Origin of the sequence: Pseudanabaena minima str. Chao 2107 (assembly GCF_051131155.1) — a bacterium.
Classification (GTDB): domain Bacteria; phylum Cyanobacteriota; class Cyanobacteriia; order Pseudanabaenales; family Pseudanabaenaceae; genus Pseudanabaena; species Pseudanabaena minima.
The window spans coordinates 632,786-651,711 of record NZ_CP159508.1 but is presented as its reverse complement, the minus strand read 5'-3'; the positions used below and the strand labels follow the sequence as shown (position 1 = coordinate 651,711).

The following is an 18,926-nucleotide window of genomic DNA, read 5'->3' as shown; positions in this document are numbered from 1 at the left end:
CAATGAAAAGAAAATTTCCTTGGTTGCGATCGCTACTTGTTTTAGGCTGCTTTGGTCTAGTGATTTCGTTTGTCGTTCCCTTACTCGATCGCATTATTCAAATCTATCAACTTGTCGCCACTTCATCGCCAATTTTGGGTGGCTTCGTTGTGCTGTTAGTAATGGGATCATTAGTAGGATTGTTTTTTGTAATCTGGCGATATCTTAATCTCTTTCAAGCCGAACCAACTCCACCCCGACCACTTCCTGAAGTTCCTACCGACAAGATCGAAGCTGCCCAAGATAGCCTCGAAGCCCTAGAGCGTCAAGTTGAGCAAATCCAAGATGAGGTGATGCGGCGATCGCTCGCTGAGCAAACAGAACAACTCAAGAAGAATTTCATTCGTCAAGAATTGCGGGTGGTGGTGTTTGGAGTCGGCTCCGCAGGTAAGACTTCCTTAGTGAATGGATTGCTCGATTTAGCACTTCAAGATCTTGAAGTTAGAGGCGAAGTCGGCGCTACTATGGGAACTACGCAACTGGGGAAAGTCTATATGCCTGTGAAGTTTCCCAATCTAGATGTACCTGTCCAAATCACTGATTGTCCAGGAATTTTAGAAGCGAGTGCCTTGGGTAGCGATCGCGAACAGGAAGCCCGAAAAATCGCTACAGAAGCAGACTTGATTGTATTTGTGGTCGATGATGACTTACGACGCTCAGAATATGAAGTTCTCAAAGCGCTTACGAAAATCGGTAAGCGAACTGTGCTTGCTTTCAATAAAATTGATCGGCTCACCAAAAGCGATCGCGAAATCATTCAAACCAGCTTGCGATCGCGAGTATTGGACTTGATCGCGCCCGAAGATGTCGTTGCGATCGCTGCCAATCCTGCCTCGATTACCCTCGACTCTGGCGAAGTCGTTACGCCTAACCCTAAAATCCAACCCTTGCTAGCCCGTATGCTCGATATTCTTAGCTATGAGGGCGATGAACTGGTGGCGGATAATGTGTTATTGCGATCGCAAAGGCTTACGGAAGCAACTCGCGAAGCCCTCTCGCAACAACAACAAGCAGAAGCCGAAAAGGTAGTGGAGAAGTTCCAATGGTTAGTAGTTGGCGTGGTTTTTGCCACGCCTTTACCAGTAGTCGATCTTCTAGCTACAGCCGCAATTAATGCACAAATGGTTGTAGAAATTGGGAAAGTCTACGGCTGTGAAATTAATATTGATCGCGGTAAAGAATTAGCGAATTCTCTCACCCGCACTCTCGTTAGTCTCGGCATCGTTAAAGGGGTAGTCCAAATTGTTTCTACGGTCATTTCCGTAACGGTCGTAGGACTGGTACTCAAGGCGACGATTCAATCAGTGACGGCTGCCTATCTCACCCGCATTGCTGGCAAGAGTTTTATCGAATATTTCAGTCGCGATCGCGATTGGGGTGATGGTGGTATCGCGGAAGTAGTACAGCGTCAGTTCCAACTAAATCGCCGTGATGAGTTTCTCAAAGTTTTTGTCCAAGATGCTGTCAATCGGGTAATGGTTTTAATCAAGCAAAACTAGACAAAATGGAAGAAGAACTAAGAGATCACCTATCTCAAAAATCAATCAGCGCCACATCTCAATTTCATGTCTAGTTTCTTGATTGCTGACGCACAGCTTTAATTTCGTTCATAATCTCGGCATCTGTAATTTCATCTATAGGGGGTTGGCTATACAGTTTTTCAAGTAATTTGGTCAGATCTGATTTTAGTTCTATTTGAATTAAGGCTTTGGCTACTTGGGCGCGATCGCTAGGTTGTAGTTGTTGTACAGTCGTAATCAGTTGCTCTAGGGGCTGGAGTTTAGACTAAAGAAGGAAAAAAGGCAGAGTAAAAGAGATACAAACTGCCTAAAGTAGATGAAAAAGAGAAAGCACATCTACAGCCATGATTATTGATAAATTACAGAACTTTCGTCAACAGGTATATAGATTTTTAGGGAACGGACGGGATGCAATATTTGACTTGATGGATGCAGTGTTAACCAGTCCAAGTGTAAAGTCATTTGCAGAATTATCATTATCAGCAGTGTATCGACGGAAATGGTCAAGTCTGTATGAATCATTAAAAGATAGCCGTCCGAGACGGGGAAAGCTTAGACGACTGTGTGTCGAACAAATACCCAAAGATATACGACCATTGCTAGCAGGCGACCATACAGGATGGGGAAGCCCCCATGCCGAAACCTTAAAAGACAGGAGTTTTGTGCATCAACCGAATTTGGTTGAAGGTAACAAACCAATTGTGTTGGGGCATGACTACAGCACCTTGGGATGGGTACCAGAAATGTCAGGGAGTTGGGCAATCCCGTTATGTCACGAGCGAATCAGTAGTTTTGAGACAGCAGCCCAGAGAGGAGCATTTCAACTGAGACAAGTATGTCGAGATTTGTCAGTAAGACCGATCGCTACATAGGGCTTACTGAAAAAGCAAGAAAAGCATACAAGCAATGGTTTTCAAGGAGATCGAAAACTGATAAAATGCAAGGAAAAGCAGGAAAAGCAAGAAAAACCCTTGCACAAATAAAATTGCATGTACCGACAATCCCCCACAGGACAGCTATCATTCGAGAACTTCTACTTACCATTTGGCGGCAAACTGTCAGGAGAAAATCGATGGGTAAGATTAGCAGAACTAGTACCGTGGGAACAATTTGAGAATGAATATGCAGCGCAATTTAGTCAAGGACAAGGAGCGCCAGCAAAACCATTTCGGATGGCACTTGGGGCGCTGATCATCAAAGAGAAGCTAGGAACAAGTGACGAAGAGACAGTAGAACAAATTCGTGAGAATCCATGTTTACAATACTTCCTATGCTTATCAGAGTACAGAGACAAAGCCCCATTTGAAGCAAGCATGATGGTACATTTCCGCAAACGATTGAATCTAGAGACCGTGGGCAGAATCAACGAACGGATAGTGCCCCCCCTAAAGAGTCGAGACAAAAAGAGATAGTAGAAAAGCAGGACAAGAAAGAAGAGAAAAAAGAAGACAAGAAAGAGAAGTTAGAAGAGCAGAATATAGAAAAGGAACAGAAAGAACCAGAGCCAGCAAACCAAGGGAAACTGCTGCTAAATGCAACAGTCGCGCCAGCCGACATCCGTTATCCCACTGACATCAAACTGTTGAACGAAGCAAGGGAACAAACGGAAATAGTGATTGATGCTCTTTACAAACAAGTGAAAGAACAATTAGCGAAGAAACCACGCACCTATCGACGAGAAGCAAGGACAGCATATCTCCAAGCTGCTCAAGCGGATTATTTTTTTCGGTTTTTCTTGGTTTTTGTTTTGCTGGCAACTCTTTGTTCTTCCTTCGCGGAAACCGCTCTTTAACTTTAATTCTTTTTCTTGGCAATTTCCTTGTAGACACTCAAAGTATTATCCCCTTCCTCTTTGCACACTACTTTCCACTTAGTCTCTTTTTCAGCAAGCCCTAATTAGTAGTTACTACTATATACAGCGCGATCGCGTCCTTGATTTTTGGCGAGATATAACCCCTTGTCAGCAGATTCAATGATGCTTCTTGGATGTACATTTCTTTCGGGTAGAGCTGTAGATATACCAATACTGACGGAAACTCGATCTTTGACAAAAGAAGCTTCATGCGGAATACGCAATTCCGCAATGACATGACAAATTTCTTCAGCAATAAAGGTAGCCCCTTCTCGTACAGTATTCGGCAAAATTACCGCAAACTCTTCGCCGCCATAACGAGCTGCAAGATCGGCAGGACGACGAATACAGGAATCGATCGCCTTGGCAACTGTCCGCAAACAATCATCTCCCGCAGGATGTCCATAGCGATCGTTATAGCGCTTAAAAAAATCGACATCACAAAGTAACAAAGAGAGTGGCAAATTTTCTCTAGCTAAGCGTTGCCATTCTGTTTCTAATCTTTGGTCAAAGGCTCGACGGTTAGCAATTTGGGTCAACCCATCAATAGTTACTTCACGGGCTAGTGATAAAGCTTTGTCATAAAGTAGGGCTTCAATCGTGTCACTATGGGATGTGGTGGTATCAAGAATGATCTCCAGATCATTTTTTTCACTTGAAAGCCGATCTAAAAGTAATCTCAGAGCAGTCTCTGTCTGTTGACGATCAATTATTTCGGTTTGCAGACGATGATTAGCTTGCGTTAATTGTTCTCCTTGTGTAATTTTTGCATCTAAATGCTCTCTTAAAATGATATTCTGCGCTCGCAGCACTTGCATTTCTTGCTCCAAGCGCTCAATCTTAGCCAAGAAAAGTTGTTCAGTAGTAACTAGTTGGGGGTTGTCAGTTTCCATACTTTTCTAATCGATTGGCTTTAACAATTCTAGAACAGCTTTAAGAAATTGCCAAACTTACACCAAGATGTCGCCTAGTGTATCAGGACATAAAGCGTAAAAGTGAGTACTAAAGCAAAGCTTCGTTACTCACTTTTGCGCTTGAATGTTGCCCTAAACGTGACTGGCGGCAGCCATGTATAACTTAATAAACCACTAATAAATTATTAAAACTGTTGTTTGACAACAGTTTTAATAATTTTCAGGTTAGCATCAACTACGAAATAATCGTGAGTATTGAGTCTCGTGATTGGCTGAAGCTAAACTTGCACCCCAACCACACCATTCCAATTCATTATCTAAACGTTTTAAGGCTAATTGAGAACTACAAAGAATATCAGGATTGAGTCTGAATATGACTTGTTGTCCTATAGTCTGTCCAAATGGAACAGCTCGAACAGCAGCACTAACTAGATTAGATAGCCAACTATAAATATAGCCAACGATTGTATTACTCGCATCAATTCCTAAACTAGCTGCCACAATTCCAAAGGCGATCGCATAGTTACAGCCTTTCCCAAAAGAATTTTCTTTAGCAGTTGGTAAAAGTTCGTTGATTGATTTATAAATAGCTAATTGATCATCTTGATGATCTGGAAGTTGCTGCCATAACTTCATTAGAGACTGTCCCATTTGCCAACTAGCAAGACGGACTTCTTCAGTTTCTCTAGTTGATGACAGCCAATTATTCCAGTAGTTTAAAGCAGTGATATTGTTAGACATGACTGCCTGATGAGCGCGTAGGGCGATCGCAGCTTCGTTAGTCACAAATCCAAAATGCATCTCTCTTTTTAACCAATCACACAAATCTGAATCAGTTTGAATAGTGCCATTGCTGCAAAGATATTCAATTCCTTCAGAATAGCTATAAGCACCAACTGGTAAAGCAGGACTAGTGAGTTGCAATAGCCGCAATAATTGCCAAGAATTTGGATTAATGATCATGGTGATGATAAGCCCCAGACTCAGGTTGAAAAGGTTGAGTTTCGTGAGTTACGGTCAATCCCATGTGTAAAACCATATCTTCTAACACTGAATCAGGCAATAGACGCAGATAGGTTTCCGTAATTTCTAATGAAATATGACGATTACCTAAATGATAGGCGGCTCTTAAAAATTCAAGGGGATGCTTCGCTGTAACAGTGATAACTGGTTCAGGCTTAGCGACGACAATGGAGATCGCTTGACTATGCTCATCGGCGAGAATGTCTCCTTCTCTAAGTACTGTACCTCTTGGAAGCTGTAAATTAATCTCTTCTCCTTCAACTGTCATAAATCGGTGACGGCTGCGGGTTCTATCTTCAGCAATGAGTGCAAGTGTTAAGAGAGAATTTTGATCAACCAATTGCTTTCCGTCAGTTGATAAATCTGTTCTCGATAAACGTTGTGTAACAATGTGCATTGGCTAAAATTACAGTAAAGTAGAGACGACGCAAAGCGTCGTTTCTACTTTACCCTATATATAAGCAGGATAAATCCCAATGTCACCATTTCGTGTCGGAGTTGCTGGCCCAGTTGGGTCTGGAAAAACTGCCCTTGTTGATTCCCTTTGCAAATCGATGCGATCGCATTTTCAGATTGCCGTTGTCACCAATGACATTTATACTCAAGAAGATGCTCAATTTCTAGTTCGCAGTGAGGCTCTATCCCGCGATCGCATTGTGGGTGTGGAAACGGGTGGTTGTCCTCATACTGCTATTCGCGAAGATGCTTCCATGAATCTTGCAGCGATCGAGCAATTAGAACTTCGCTTTACCGATTTAGATTTACTCTTTGTAGAGAGCGGCGGTGATAATCTCGCTTCTACCTTTAGCCCTGAACTTGTGGATTTAACGCTTTACGTGATTGACGTTGCCGCAGGTGACAAAATTCCTCGCAAAGGTGGACCTGGAATTACTAAATCTGATTTATTAGTAATTAACAAGATTGATCTTGCTCCCTATGTTGGTGCGGATCTAAGCGTAATGGATCGCGATGCCCGAAAAATGCGCGGTGATAAACCTTTTATATTTAGTAATCTCAAAACCCAAGAAGGATTACTCAAAATTACAGAATTTATTGTCAATAAAATGTAGGTTTAATGACAAATCAAAAACCAAGAAGTGAGTGGCGGCTCTTCGCGCCGCCACTCACTTCTTGGTTTTTATGTCCTAATCCCAAAGCACAGACACCTGTAGGGAGAACCGCACTTAAAAAGTGTGGTTCTCCTGCTCCTCATAGCTTTACGGCTATTTCATAATAATCCTGTGAACGAAAGCGAAGTACAAAACATCAAATTATTCATCTACTTCCTAACGTTCATTGTTAACTCATTGTTGTTTTGAAATAGCTTAAGGTGATATTTATGTTAGTACGTTGGCAACCTTTCCAAGAAATGGAAGAAGTACGTCGTCAGTTCGATCGCTTATTCCGCGAATTTGCACCATTAGATCAAGAAACATCAAAGGGCGGATGGGTTCCTGCTAGTGAACTACGCGATGATGGTGACCACTTAACTCTAAGACTCTCACTTCCTGAAATCGAAGCTAAAGATCTCGATATCCAAGTAACCAAGGATTCTCTCTCAATTTCTGGCGAGCGCCACATTCAACGTAAGGAAGAATCCGACAAAGGCTACTACTGGAGTGAAATGAGCTATGGTAAATTCCGCCGAGTCTTTGCATTACCTGTAGCGATCGAAAACGAACAAGTTAAGGCTGAATATACCAATGGTATCCTCACACTGACTTTGCCTAAAGCTAACGAAGTCAAAGCTTTTAAAGTCAACGTCACTGGCGAGTTACCTGCTTCCTAATTGCACCAAAAGTTAAAATGGTATAGCCATTTTAGCTTTTAGAAATCCTGCTAGTTTAGGTTTCTAATTCAACGTGAGTACGATATAGCCATTTGCGGCGTGCTTTGTACGCCGCAAATGGCGAAAAATGGTAAGAGTTGCTAAGCGATTCTTACCATTTTTCGCTTTCGACAAACTGGCGTTAATTCATGAGAGTGTTTTAACAATTTTGTGGATTGATACTTATCAGCAATTAATTACGCCTAACTACTTAAGTAGCTGGACACAATTAATTATAAAACCCTAAAAGCTGTGACGCACGCTGCGCGTGCGCCACAGCTTTTGATTCTATTTTTTAATTATGCCTAGCTACTTATAAAGTCAAGTACTTATAAAATGGTGTGCGAAGCACACCATTTTATAAGTACTTAATCACAAGTACTGTCAGAATGTAATATAGCGATTTTGAGATTACTTCAGATTGATCTCAAAGCCGCTATAAATTTATATTGAGGTTTTACAAGTTTTGATTACATCTATACCGTCAAGCTCTGTTGCCTCTGATTTCCCCGCTATTTGCGGAAATGAAGACGTAATTCAACGCACCGTGCAAGATGATGCACCTCTATTTTTAAATAATAATAATCTGTGCCTTGAAGAGATTACCGCTGCCTTTGCCTGTGCCTTGCATATGCACCAACCCACGATTCCCGCAGGAGCAAATGGAGCGCTGATTTGCAATCTGCAACATATGTTTGAACATCAGGGCGAAGGTGATAACCACAATGCCTCCGTGTTTGCTTGGTGCTACAGCCGCATGGGCGATTTTATCCCGCAATTGGTCGCACAAGGCAGTAATCCTCGGATTATGTTGGACTATTCAGGAAATTTGCTCTGGGGCTTGCAGCAGATGCAGCGCCATGACATTTTGGACAACCTCAAACGTATTACCTGCGATCGCCAATATCAACCCTATGTAGAATGGCTTGGCACAATGTGGAGTCATGCGGTGATTCCATCGACACCAATTCCTGACATAAAACTACATATTCAAGCATGGCAAAGTCATTTTGCTTCTATCTTTGGCATTGATGCTCTAAAACGGGTTAAAGGGTTCTCGCCTCCTGAGATGCATCTTCCCAATCATCCCGATACGCTCTATGAATATATAAAGGCTCTCAAAGAATGCGGCTATCGATGGTTAATGGTTCAGGAACATTCCGTAGAAAGTCTTGATGGCTCAGGACTAACTCAAGATCAGAAGTATTTGCCCAATCGTTTAGTGGCGATGAATTCCACTGGTGAATCGATTAGTATCACTGCTTTGATTAAAACCCAAGGCTCAGATACGAAACTAGTCGCCCAAATGCAGCCTTATCATGAGGCTAAAGGTCGGGGCAGGCAGATGCTTGGCAATATTTCTGTACCTTCGCTAGTTTCGCAAATTGCCGATGGTGAGAATGGCGGTGTGATGATGAATGAATTCCCTCGCGACTATCCCTTGATATGGGATCAACTAAAAAATAATGGTCGTGGTAGTTCGGGAGTTGTGGGCTTAAATGGAACCGAATATCTAGAAATGATCGAGGCATCTGGAGTCAGTACCCTTGACTACCCGACTATTCAAGCGGTGCAACAGCATAAGGTTTGGCATAAGGTTGATCAAAACCACAGTCTTAGTACAGCCGCCGTTGAACAAGCAATTACTGAACTCAAAGCAAGTGACCATCAATTCCACATGGATGGCGCATCATGGACAAACAGCATGAGTTGGGTACATGGCTATGAAAATGTATTGGAGCCGATGAATAAACTCAGTGCCAAGTTCCATGAGAAATATGATGCTCTTGTAGCACAAGATCCCTCAGTTACTAAGCGATCGGACTATCAGCAAGCTCTGCTTTACAATCTCTTAGTGCAAACTAGCTGCTTCCGTTATTGGGGACAGGGAACTTGGACAGACTATGCTCGTGAACTCTATCGACGAGGTGAAGCTTTGTAATCTATGAAAAAGTAACCCAGTCAAGTTTTTAAAGCACAAAATGGCTAAGCCATTTTGTGCTTTTGTACAATATGCTAAGTTAGAGATAGATCTGACTTGGAGTGGCATCATGACAATTTCTAATGATCTTAAGTTACTCTCCACAATTGAATACCCAGACGAGGACTTTGAGCCAATGCCAGAGGGCGATAAACAAAGGCGCAATCTTAGCTATACGACTGAAGCATTAAGGCTATGGTTTGAGAAACAGGCAAATGTATATGTGTCTGGGAATCTATTTATCCGTTATCGAGAAGAGAACGTCGAGAAAAGGATTGCACCAGATACGTTTGTGGTATTTGGCATGAGTAATGAAGACCGTGTTAGTTACAAGATCTATGAAGAGGGAGGGAAAGCTCCTGATTTTGTGTTGGAAATAACTTCTAAGGGAACGGTAACGAAAGACCGCGAGCAGAATCCATTAATTTATCGTAATTTGGGAGTTAAAGAGTATTTTCAATATGACCCAACTGGTGAATATTTAAAACCAACATCATTGCAGGGTGTACGTTTGGAGAATGGTGAGTATGTAGCGATCGCTTCTTCAACCTTGTCTGACAATACTTTATCACTTCATAGTGAAGTATTAGGTTTAGATTTACATTTGTATTCAGATCGCGGTTTTCGTTTCTTTGATCCTATTTCTAATCAAGTTTTACGTTCGTATGCTGAAGCGGAGTTTGAGCGATCACAGGAACAACGCGCTAGGTTTCAGGCAGAATTGGAGCGTTCTTTTGAGCAGCAAGCTAGGATTGAGGCAGAGGCGATCGCCAATCAAGAACGCCATGAAAAGGAGAAGCTTGTCGCTTACCTCAGATCTCTGGGGATTAATCCTGACGAAATTCCATAGTAAATTGCTCTCAAAAGAATAGATTTCACTTCTTCTTATAACTGATGTTAAGTAGTCAAGCATAAGTAAACTTAAAACCCATATTTCTGTACGGCCCGCTATGCGGGCCGTACAGAAATATGGGTTTTGTTTATAACTATGCTGAGCTACTTACGTGAAACAAAGATAGTCATAATGTTCTTATGTCATCTTAAAAGAGTATTTGGAGACCAAATCCCTACATATTTGTAAAGTAAGCTTTGTATACAAGCCCCAGCCCTATCGTTCCACTCTACTACAAAGCATTATACAATTTTTAAGGCAATCAACTTTTAAGACGACCAAGATTATGACTTTGAAATGGTTCAATCTTGCATTTAAGCTTCAAGGCTCTGTAGCACCGATTATTTTACCGAGAGTTATAATTTTTGCAGGTTTTGCCTTCTTAGTCTCTCTGTTTCATTATTACGAACCACAAATATCGCTCAAAGTTTTTGGTGATCTGACTAACAATGTTGTTTTTAATCTGGTTTTAGGTTTGCTCTTGGTGTTTCGGACAAATGCTGCTTATGATCGCTATTGGGAAGGACGAAAAGCTTGGGGAACTTTGGTAGTGAATATTCGCAATTTATCAAGGCTAATGCAAATATCAACCAATGCTGATGAACAGGAAAAGCCACAAAAAGAAAAATCGATTAAGTTATTAACGGCTTTTGCGATCGCGACAAAACGCCATCTACGCAGTGAAATGATTGAACAGGATCTGGATAATCTGCTTAGTGAAGAAGAAATTATCAAGCTGCGAAATACAAAACATGCTCCTTTAGAATTGACGCTCTGGTTGGGAGAGTATTTACAAAAGCAAGTTCAAAGCGATCGCATTGACACTAATTATTTTGTAACGATGAACAGTCACCTCAATGCTTTAGTAGAAGGTTTAACTAGTTGTGAACGCATTCTTAAGACCCCACTCCCACCTGCCTATTGCATCTATTTAAAGCGCTTGATTTTGATTTACTGTATTGGGTTACCATTTCACCTCGTAATTGAGATTGATTGGCTAGCAGCGATCGCTGTAGGACTAGTAAGTTTTATTTTATTAGGAGTAGAACAAATCGGTAACGAGATTGAGAACCCCTTTGGTCATGACTTTAACGACTTACCAATTGACGAGATTTGTGAAGGCATAACAGCTAATGTAGAACAAATGATTAATTACTCCCCCAAATAGAAAAAGGCGCAAAGCGCCTTTTTCTATTTCTGAGACTGACGATTGATTTGGGCGATCGCTAATTTTGCGAGTACTCGCACCGCCTCTTGCTCATCATTTAATAATGGTTGTAAAGAGTTAATCACACTGGAATTGCCAATCTTCCCAAGTGCATTAATGGCAGCTTTGCGAACACCAAGATCCGAATCTTGCAAAGCTAAGATTAAGTGCGGAATTGCCTCAGTATATTCCACTTGACCAAACGCTGCTGCTGCCTCAGTCCGAATAATTGGTTCAGGATCAGTGAGTGCCGAAATGAGAACATTGCAGGACTTCTCATCTAATTGCTCTTGGGCAACATGACCAATGGCTCCAATGACAGCACAACGGACATCTAAAGATTCCGAATTTAGAGCTTTATATAAGTGCTCTGCGGCATCAGCACCGATGAAGGCTAAAGCCCATGCCGCCTGTCCTTTAATATCTTGAGGTTGATCAGGGGATTCTAAAATCCCTAATAGAGCTGTAGCCGAAGCTTCTCCAGTTCTGGCTAATGCTCCCGCCGATGAACTTCTCACAACAGTATCTGGATCATTGAGAAAAGAATTGAGTAAGGTTGGTACAGCAGTAGGATCGGAAATAATTGTCAGGGTTTTAGCTGCTGCTCTCCTTAAGACAACATTGGGATGATTGGTAAGCGCTTCCGTTAAGAAGGGGGTGGCTAATTCACCGATTTCACCAATAGTTTCCGCAAATCTGAGTCTGACCATTCCTCTAGGATCACCTAGTCCTTCCACTAGCTGCCCAATGAGTTGGCGATCGCTATTGTCGAAAGTACCAAGGGAAATTTGATCATTTACCTGCTGAATTAGAATATCGTTTGCAGCTTGAATATCTAGAACTGGGGTATCCATTGTTAAATGTCGATAAAGTTTCTGCAATTATGACGGGCGATGCTTCTTGCCGCCCATCATAATCTGCCTTTATAACGTTTTGTGAATGAGTGCTTACTCATTCACAAAACAAAAAAACTATCATAGTAATGGTTTGCGGTTTTCATTTTGCCTACGGCAAAATGAAAACCTCTATAGCGGAAAAATTTTAAACTTTACTTTGCTGTTGACGCAGTGACTGAAGGGTAGCATCAATTTTGGCTAAGTTTGGCTCTAAATTGGCTAGAGCTTGGCTTTTCATGATCTTAGCGCGTTGTGCTGTGGCAAGGGTTTCGTTAACAATTCTTTCGCGATACTGTTCTAACTCAGAAATCATTTCTGCTAATTCTTGAGGATTTGCCTCTGCGATCGAGGTCAGTTCTGGAACGTCAAACATATTAGTTAGATTGCCTAAAAAATTTTAATAAAAAATATAAGCCCAATTTTCTCAGATCGCGGCACAAATTTTGCACAAATATACACTCACAAAAAAGAGCGTTGCTTCGCAACGCTCTTTTTTGTCAGTTTTAGTTTTTCTTGCTGATGCGACTAATAGCTTCAAAAATCTGGCTATCAGAGACTATTTGCTGGCGCTGAATGAGTTTAAACTCCTCAACGCGATCGCCCAGTGTTTTCTCCGCCGTAGTTCCTGTATCTTCTGAAGTCTGCCAATTAAACAATCGATCTAAACCTTCTAGGGGGGCGAATGTGACATTATTCTCTGTAAACCGCAATAACTGCATACTTCCACCACCAACATTAGGGGCATTAGTCTGTCGCATATCCATGAGAATTTGCTGAGCAGGTGACAAGCCACTAGGCTGACTAGCACCAATAGTCACTTGAGCCTTCAAGCTTGGGGCATTTATGGAAAATGCTGCACAACTGATCGTCAATAATCCTAAAACTTTGAATGAAGCCATTTATGTTCCCCGAAATTTTACATAGTGAGCCACAACATGAAACATCTCCTTAACCCCATGATTAAATCTAACATTCTTGTTGTTTAGACACAGGTAAATGTCAGAAAGTTCACATAAAGCAAGCCTAAATGCAGCAAGAAGTTAATGTTCTTAACATTGAAGTCATCCGAGTTATAGCTATCGCGACTCTTGTCAGGACACAAAACCAAATAAGCGAGTGGCGGCGCTTCGCGCCGCCACTCGCTTATTTGGTTTTGGCTTGTAAAAATACAAGTGACTACAGCTATATTCATAGCAAAACATCAAAGTCGGATTTGGTTGCTATAGTATCGATAGGCTTCGATTATTTGATAAGTTTGTTAAGCAATCGGGTTAAGCAATCGACAAGTAGATTTTAGTAACGACACCATGCTAGAGACGGTAAGTGAAGCAGAGCAACCACAGGATTTGTCCACAAAACCTATTGAGGACGTAAATGAGTCTGCGATCGCCATTGTCGATCCTCCCATTGATGACGATCTTGAAGCCATTGAAGATGTCGAGATGTCCCTGTTCGATCATCTAGAAGAACTGCGATCGCGAATTTTCTACGCTTTAATAGCCATTGTTGTGGCGATCATTGGTTGCTTCGCTGTAGTTAATAAAATTGTCGCTCTATTAGAAATTCCTGCTCAAGGAGTGAAATTTTTACAACTTGCACCAGGGGAATATTTTTTTGTATCGATCAAAGTCGCTGGATACAGTGGCTTATTGGTGGCTAGCCCAGCAATTTTGTACCAGATTGTGCGCTTTATCTTGCCAGGTCTGACTCGCAAAGAAAAACGAGCGATCGCACCGATTGTCTTTGGTTCTAGTATTTTATTTGTCCTAGGGATTGTGTTTGCTTACGAGTTGCTGATCCCTGCGGCTCTCAATTTCTTTATTAGCTATGGCGGCGACGTAGTTGAGCAGTTTTGGTCAATTGATCGCTATTTTGAGTTTGTACTGTTGTTGTTATTTAGTACAGGGCTAGCATTTCAAATTCCCGTAATTCAGGCTTTGTTAGCAATGACAGGCATTGTCAACTCCGCCAGAATGCTCGCAGGTTGGCGCTATGTTGTCCTTGGTGCGGTTATCCTTGGCGCAGTACTAACCCCATCGACTGATCCAATGACTCAAAGTTTATTGGCGGGTGCTGTTGGTATTTTGTACTTTGGTGGCATTTTCTTAGTCAAAGCTATGGGTAAATAACCAATGAAAGTCTGCTGCTAGAAGACTTTCATAAAAATTGAAAATTTTAAATATGGAAAATCAAAATATTTTGATCTACGACACAACCCTTCGCGATGGCACTCAGCGCGAAGGGTTATCACTGTCAGTAGAAGATAAAGTACGCATAGCCGATCGCCTTGATCGGATGGGAGTTGCTTTTATCGAAGGTGGTTGGGCTGGCGCAAATCCTAAGGATGGTGAATTTTTTCGACGAATGCAGGAGTATCGACTTAGCAGTGCCGAACTCGTAGTTTTCTGTTCAACTAGACGCGCAGGGATCAAAGCTCAGGACGATCCGATGCTAGTACCCATCATTGGTGCGGAAACCAAGTGGATTACTATTTTTGGCAAATCATGGGATCTTCATGTGATTGAAGGATTACGTACTACCCTTGACGAAAATCTTGCCATGATTAGCGATACGATCGCCTATCTCAAAAGTTGCGATCGCCGCCTGATCTACGATGCCGAACATTGGTTTGATGGCTATAAACATAATCCTGACTACGCAATTCAGACCTTAAGAGCCGCCTTTGACGCTGGAGCGGAATGGTTTGTCCTCTGCGACACCAATGGTGGCACGATGCCCGATGAAGTGGCGCAAATTACAGAAGTTGTGTATGACTCATTGCGTCAATGGGGTAGTAGCTCGCCGCAAATTGGCATTCATACCCATAACGATGCTGGCTTAGCCGTCGCCAATGCGATCGCAGCAGTACAGCATGGCGCGACGATGGTACAAGGCACAATTAACGGCTATGGTGAGCGCTGCGGCAATGCCAATCTCTGCACCGTGATCCCCAATTTGCAGCTAAAAATGGGCTATGAATGCATTGCTCCCGCCAAGTTATCACAACTTACTGAAGTCTCCCGCCAAGTCAGTGAAATCGTCAATCTTGCGCCCGATGACCATGCCCCCTTTGTCGGTGCTTCTGCCTTTGCCCACAAGGGTGGAATTCATGTGAGCGCGGTGCAGCGCAATCCCCTTACTTACGAACACATCACTCCCGAAAGTATCGGCAATCATCGCCGTATCGTCATCTCTGAGCAAGCAGGACTCAGCAATGTGATCTCCAAAGTGGAAACCTTTGGCATTTGTCTACGCAAAGAAGATTCTGCCTGTCGGCAAATCTTGCAAAAGACTAAAGAACTCGAACAAATTGGTTATCAGTTTGAATCTGCGGAGGCAAGTTTTGAATTATTAGTGCGCGAAGCTTTGGGCGATCGCCCTACATTTTTTACAATTAGTAGTTTTCATGTTTACTGCGCTACAGATGAAACTCACAAAGATGGATCTGTCAATTCCCAAGCCACGGTAAAAGTACTGGTCAAAGATGAAGAGCATCTTACGGCTGCTGAAGGTAATGGTCCTGTGGCGGCTCTTGATGTCGCCCTTCGTAAAGCCTTGATTAGCTTCTACCCTGAAATTGCAAACTTTTATCTCACTGATTATAAAGTACGGATTCTCAACAGTGATTCTGGAACTCAAGCTACTACTAGAGTCTTAATCGAGTTCAGTAATGGCAAAAGGCGCTGGTCAACGGCGGGAGTATCAAACAATATTATCGATGCTTCTTGTAAAGCCCTTGGCGAAGGTATCGAGTATGGGCTTCTCTCCGCAGTGCGTCATACCAAAGTTTAAAAGGAATGAAGTGCCGAGCGTGCCTCGGCACTTCATTCCTTTTTTATATCTATAGCAATCCTAAATGTTTTGTGGAAGGACACCCCCATCGGGGTGTCCTTCCACAAAACAAAAAATCCACACACAAATGATATAGGACTGCTAAGCAAAGCAAGTTAGTTTTGCTTTAGTTTTGCTATAGATATAAAACTAGAGGCTAGTGGCGGCGCTTCGCGCCGCCACTAGCCTCTGGGGTTCCGCTAACTTTTGCTAAACCCCAAACAAATGAAGGCGTTGCGCCGCCTTCATTTGTTTGGGGTTGCACAACTGCTATAGCCAGTTACCAAGCAATACAAAGGGAGACCAATAAAAGGGATGATTGTATTTTGCATTTTTGAGAAGAGACTGCTGGGCGAGTCTTAAGGATTCGGCTCTGGTGACATTGGCTGAGGATAAACTTTGATAGAGAGCAATCATAAACCTAGACGTAGCTTCATCATCAACCGACCAAAGCGAGGCGATCGTACTTCTCGCTCCTGCCCGTACCGCCATTCCCGCTAAACCTAGAGCCGCACGCTTATCTCCCACCGCTGTTTGACATGCACTCAAAATCAATAACTCAATTGGTTCTAAATCACTGCGGTTATTAGAACGTAACAACTGATAAAGATTTTCAATGGTTAACTTTCCATCATAAGTGAGCAAATAAGTGTTTTCAGCTTCAGAGCTAAAGTTGCCGTGAGTAGCAAGATGGATGATCGGAAAAGTCAGGGAGGTCAGTGTTTGGGTAAGATTTTGTTTCGTAAAACTAGAATTAAGCAAGGTCGAACTCGAAGGAACTTGTTTGTTAATTTCCTGTAATTCGCCTTTGACATTTGGTAATGCTGAATATCCTTGTCTTGCCTCACTCAATCCACCAATTAGGGCGGTAACTTTTTGCTTAGCGATCGGTTTGGGGTCGAGGAGTTGCAGACTCGGTGTGAGAGCAATGCTGTAATTCTCAACTAGAAACTGCTTCCCATCATGCAAAACGGACATGGGAATATTTCTTAAAGAACCGTCTAAAACAAAAACAATGGTTTTGACATTACTTTGGGTGATCGCACTATTAGCAGGACGAATCAACCAATCATAAATACTTTGAGCGCTCGAAAGAAAATCCTCTGAAGAGGGATCTCGCAGATTCAGACGTAAATCGATGACTATATCGTCGATTTCTGCGGCTGTGACTTTACTAGCATAATGACGGAGCGGTTGATTAGGCAGACTGAGAATCACCTCTAAACGATCTTCGAGAATGATTGGATAAACGACCGCCGCAGTTCTATCAATTTGATTAATATCCACTTGGGCAGCATTAAGACAGTCAGAACGGAAGAAATTGACTAGTTCGGCAATTTGCAATGATTCGATCGCAGCTTGCGCTGTGATTAAGTTTTTCTGTTTATCACCCGTATCATCTTGCAGCAATAAACTCACGAGTTGCCGATAGACAGGCTCGACGGTTTCTCGAAATGAGAATTGCACATTGGGATTCACAAATACAAGATCGCTGCGTAATTGGCGTAACCCATTGACGGCTTCTGTATAGGCAATGATCGCACCTTTGATATCACCCTTAGCCTTGAGCAGTCTGCCTAATTGCCACTGCCAACGATAGGCGATGTCAGTGGCATTGATACTTTGGGCGATCGCTAAAGCTTGTTGAGTGAGTTTTTGAGATTCTTCGATTTGTTTACTTTGTTCGTAAGCATTGCCAAGACTGCCGATCGCATGGGCAATAGTACGACTATCGTTGATGGATTGAGCCTGCTGGACTGAAACTGCTAATGTTTGGGCGGCTTCGACTAATAGAGAATTGGCTACTGATTGAGGGACTAACTTTGTGAGTCTCAGTAAGCTCTCACCATAGTTGATTCTTACAAAGATTGCCTCACGACTTGTTTCTAGATCTGATAATAGAGGCGCAATTTGCGATCGCATCTCTACAGCTTCTTGCCCATCATTAGAATCAATTAGTAAACTCAAGAGATTCAATTGGGCTTGTAAACTGGTAAGCGATCGCCCTGCTGTTTGGGCAGACTTTTTATAAAATTCTTCGGCTTTTTTAGAAGCGCCTTCGAGTCGGGCGAGATTTCCCTGTCTTAGCAGCACAATACTCTTTTGCTCATTGTTATTAATGCGCTCAAGAATTTGCCAACTCTTGTCTAAAGGCTGATGTGCAGGTTTTAGGTCACCAACTGTGGTCAACATATCACCATAGTTATGGAGAGTGATCGCTGTCAGTAGATCATCAGAAATTTTTGGTAATAATTGTTGAATTGATTCTAAAGTTTGCAGCGATCGCCGAAAAAAGCCTTGATTTTTCAGGGCTTGAGCTTGATTAAGCACATTACGAATCTGATGATCAAGATCGCCAAGTCGAGAATGCAAAATCGCAGCTTCTTGCCAAGCAGCGATCGCCTCTTCATCTTTACCTAGGTTTAAATATAGATTTCCCTGCGTATCTAGAGCCTGAGCGATCGCTCTTTGACTTGCGGGATTAACTTCAAGAGATCGGGCTATTTGCAAACTTTGGGTGATCGCACGTTTCGCTTCTTGCCATTGTCCTAATTTCTGATGAGCTAGAGAGAGATTGCTTAAAGTTATCGCTAGATCTAGGGAGTTATTTTGTTGTTGATAGAGTTTTGTAGCTTGCTCCCAAGCTTGAATTGCTTCTTGCCATTGTCCTAATTGATAAAGCAATTTACCGCGATTAAATAATGTATTTGGCTGTTCTGAATTTGCTTGAACTATTTGAGAACTCTGCGGTGGAGTAATAGCAGTTGCTAACAGGGGTTGACTAAATGCAGTCAGAAAAAATAACAGAAAAACAAAACTTAAATTTTTGATAAAAGCAATACTCCGAATTGCTTTTATCAAAATTGCTTTTATCAAAAATTTAGAGGGTAGCGTTTTCATAAAACTTGGTAATAAGCACTTCATAGATTTATTGTCTCTACT

15 protein-coding genes and 2 pseudogenes are annotated in these 18,926 nt (G+C 42.2%); 10 read left to right on the top strand and 7 right to left on the bottom strand.

Going from position 1 to position 18,926, the window contains the following annotated elements; all coding sequences use genetic code 11:
* Positions 1 to 2 precede the first annotated feature (2 nt).
* The 3 genes and pseudogenes from ABM313_RS02950 to ABM313_RS02940 form a co-directional block, all read left to right on the top strand.
* Complete coding sequence (locus ABM313_RS02950; RefSeq protein WP_434686217.1) at positions 3 to 1,538, top strand: YcjF family protein; 1,536 nt, start codon at positions 3 to 5, stop codon at positions 1,536 to 1,538.
* Positions 1,539 to 1,903: 365 nt separating this feature from the next.
* Positions 1,904 to 2,428, top strand: a pseudogene (locus ABM313_RS02945) (transposase); the annotation flags it as partial.
* A gap of 120 nt (positions 2,429 to 2,548) precedes the next feature.
* Positions 2,549 to 3,270, top strand: a pseudogene (locus tag ABM313_RS02940) (transposase); the annotation flags it as partial.
* Positions 3,271 to 3,455: 185 nt separating this feature from the next.
* Here the strand turns inward: ABM313_RS02940 and ABM313_RS02935 are convergent.
* From ABM313_RS02935 to ureE, 3 genes are all read right to left on the bottom strand, one after another.
* Positions 3,456 to 4,304, bottom strand: a complete 849-nt coding sequence (locus ABM313_RS02935; protein ID WP_434686216.1) for a diguanylate cyclase — start codon at positions 4,302 to 4,304, stop codon at positions 3,456 to 3,458.
* Positions 4,305 to 4,556: 252 nt separating this feature from the next.
* Positions 4,557 to 5,288, bottom strand: a complete 732-nt coding sequence (locus ABM313_RS02930; RefSeq protein WP_434686215.1) for an urease accessory protein UreF — start codon at positions 5,286 to 5,288, stop codon at positions 4,557 to 4,559.
* Positions 5,278 to 5,745 (bottom strand): urease accessory protein UreE, encoded by a 468-nt coding sequence (gene ureE / locus ABM313_RS02925; RefSeq protein ID WP_434686214.1) that lies wholly within the window; start codon positions 5,743 to 5,745, stop codon positions 5,278 to 5,280. Before ureE ends, ABM313_RS02930 begins: the two co-directional genes overlap by 11 nt.
* A gap of 79 nt (positions 5,746 to 5,824) precedes the next feature.
* On the opposite strand from ureE, the gene ureG reads away from it, so the two are divergent.
* The 5 genes from ureG (at position 5,825) to ABM313_RS02900 (ending at position 11,217) form a co-directional block, all read left to right on the top strand.
* Entirely contained in the window at positions 5,825 to 6,418 is a 594-nt protein-coding gene (gene ureG, locus ABM313_RS02920) for an urease accessory protein UreG (protein WP_434686213.1), read from the top strand.
* Between the two features lie 269 nt (positions 6,419 to 6,687).
* Complete coding sequence (locus ABM313_RS02915; RefSeq protein WP_434686212.1) at positions 6,688 to 7,137, top strand: Hsp20/alpha crystallin family protein; 450 nt, start codon at positions 6,688 to 6,690, stop codon at positions 7,135 to 7,137.
* A gap of 505 nt (positions 7,138 to 7,642) precedes the next feature.
* Positions 7,643 to 9,118: a glycosyl hydrolase family 57 gene (locus ABM313_RS02910; RefSeq protein WP_434686211.1), complete on the top strand. Its 1,476-nt coding sequence runs from the start codon at positions 7,643 to 7,645 to the stop codon at positions 9,116 to 9,118.
* A 109-nt stretch (positions 9,119 to 9,227) separates the two neighbouring features.
* A complete protein-coding gene (locus ABM313_RS02905; protein ID WP_434688341.1) occupies positions 9,228 to 10,007 on the top strand; it encodes a Uma2 family endonuclease in 780 nt (259 codons plus the stop codon).
* A gap of 328 nt (positions 10,008 to 10,335) precedes the next feature.
* Positions 10,336 to 11,217, top strand: a complete 882-nt coding sequence (locus ABM313_RS02900) for a bestrophin family protein (RefSeq protein ID WP_434686209.1) — start codon at positions 10,336 to 10,338, stop codon at positions 11,215 to 11,217.
* A gap of 23 nt (positions 11,218 to 11,240) precedes the next feature.
* Here ABM313_RS02900 and ABM313_RS02895 read toward each other — a convergent pair whose 3' ends face one another.
* The 3 genes from ABM313_RS02895 to ABM313_RS02885 form a co-directional block, all read right to left on the bottom strand.
* On the bottom strand, positions 11,241 to 12,110 hold the full coding sequence (locus ABM313_RS02895) for a HEAT repeat domain-containing protein (RefSeq protein WP_434686208.1): 870 nt from the start codon (positions 12,108 to 12,110) through the stop codon (positions 11,241 to 11,243).
* Between the two features lie 187 nt (positions 12,111 to 12,297).
* Positions 12,298 to 12,525: a hypothetical protein gene (locus ABM313_RS02890; protein WP_434686207.1), complete on the bottom strand. Its 228-nt coding sequence runs from the start codon at positions 12,523 to 12,525 to the stop codon at positions 12,298 to 12,300.
* Between the two features lie 130 nt (positions 12,526 to 12,655).
* Positions 12,656 to 13,051: a hypothetical protein gene (locus ABM313_RS02885; RefSeq protein ID WP_434686205.1), complete on the bottom strand. Its 396-nt coding sequence runs from the start codon at positions 13,049 to 13,051 to the stop codon at positions 12,656 to 12,658.
* 408 nt (positions 13,052 to 13,459) lie between these two features.
* Between ABM313_RS02885 and tatC the strand changes: the two genes are divergently transcribed.
* On the top strand, positions 13,460 to 14,281 hold the full coding sequence (gene tatC / locus ABM313_RS02880; protein WP_434686203.1) for a twin-arginine translocase subunit TatC: 822 nt from the start codon (positions 13,460 to 13,462) through the stop codon (positions 14,279 to 14,281).
* Positions 14,282 to 14,333: 52 nt separating this feature from the next.
* Entirely contained in the window at positions 14,334 to 15,944 is a 1,611-nt protein-coding gene (gene cimA, locus ABM313_RS02875) for a citramalate synthase (protein ID WP_434686202.1), read from the top strand.
* A gap of 309 nt (positions 15,945 to 16,253) precedes the next feature.
* On the opposite strand, the gene ABM313_RS02870 is transcribed toward cimA, so the two are convergent.
* Positions 16,254 to 18,884, bottom strand: coding sequence for a CHAT domain-containing protein (locus tag ABM313_RS02870; RefSeq protein WP_434686201.1), 2,631 nt, complete (start codon positions 18,882 to 18,884; stop codon positions 16,254 to 16,256).
* Positions 18,885 to 18,926 lie beyond the last annotated feature (42 nt).

Coding starts and splice junctions, on each gene's coding strand:
- tatC (WP_434686203.1), top strand. CDS start 13,460: ATGCTAGAGACGGTAAGTGAAGCAGAGCAACCACAGGATTTGTCCACA.
- ABM313_RS02885 (WP_434686205.1), bottom strand. CDS start 13,051: ATGGCTTCATTCAAAGTTTTAGGATTATTGACGATCAGTTGTGCAGCA.
- ABM313_RS02870 (WP_434686201.1), bottom strand. CDS start 18,884: ATGAAAACGCTACCCTCTAAATTTTTGATAAAAGCAATTTTGATAAAA.
- ABM313_RS02950 (WP_434686217.1), top strand. CDS start 3: ATGAAAAGAAAATTTCCTTGGTTGCGATCGCTACTTGTTTTAGGCTGC.
- ABM313_RS02900 (WP_434686209.1), top strand. CDS start 10,336: ATGACTTTGAAATGGTTCAATCTTGCATTTAAGCTTCAAGGCTCTGTA.
- ABM313_RS02905 (WP_434688341.1), top strand. CDS start 9,228: ATGACAATTTCTAATGATCTTAAGTTACTCTCCACAATTGAATACCCA.
- ABM313_RS02895 (WP_434686208.1), bottom strand. CDS start 12,110: ATGGATACCCCAGTTCTAGATATTCAAGCTGCAAACGATATTCTAATT.
- ureG (WP_434686213.1), top strand. CDS start 5,825: ATGTCACCATTTCGTGTCGGAGTTGCTGGCCCAGTTGGGTCTGGAAAA.
- ABM313_RS02935 (WP_434686216.1), bottom strand. CDS start 4,304: ATGGAAACTGACAACCCCCAACTAGTTACTACTGAACAACTTTTCTTG.
- ureE (WP_434686214.1), bottom strand. CDS start 5,745: ATGCACATTGTTACACAACGTTTATCGAGAACAGATTTATCAACTGAC.
- ABM313_RS02915 (WP_434686212.1), top strand. CDS start 6,688: ATGTTAGTACGTTGGCAACCTTTCCAAGAAATGGAAGAAGTACGTCGT.
- ABM313_RS02890 (WP_434686207.1), bottom strand. CDS start 12,525: ATGTTTGACGTTCCAGAACTGACCTCGATCGCAGAGGCAAATCCTCAA.
- ABM313_RS02930 (WP_434686215.1), bottom strand. CDS start 5,288: ATGATCATTAATCCAAATTCTTGGCAATTATTGCGGCTATTGCAACTC.
- cimA (WP_434686202.1), top strand. CDS start 14,334: ATGGAAAATCAAAATATTTTGATCTACGACACAACCCTTCGCGATGGC.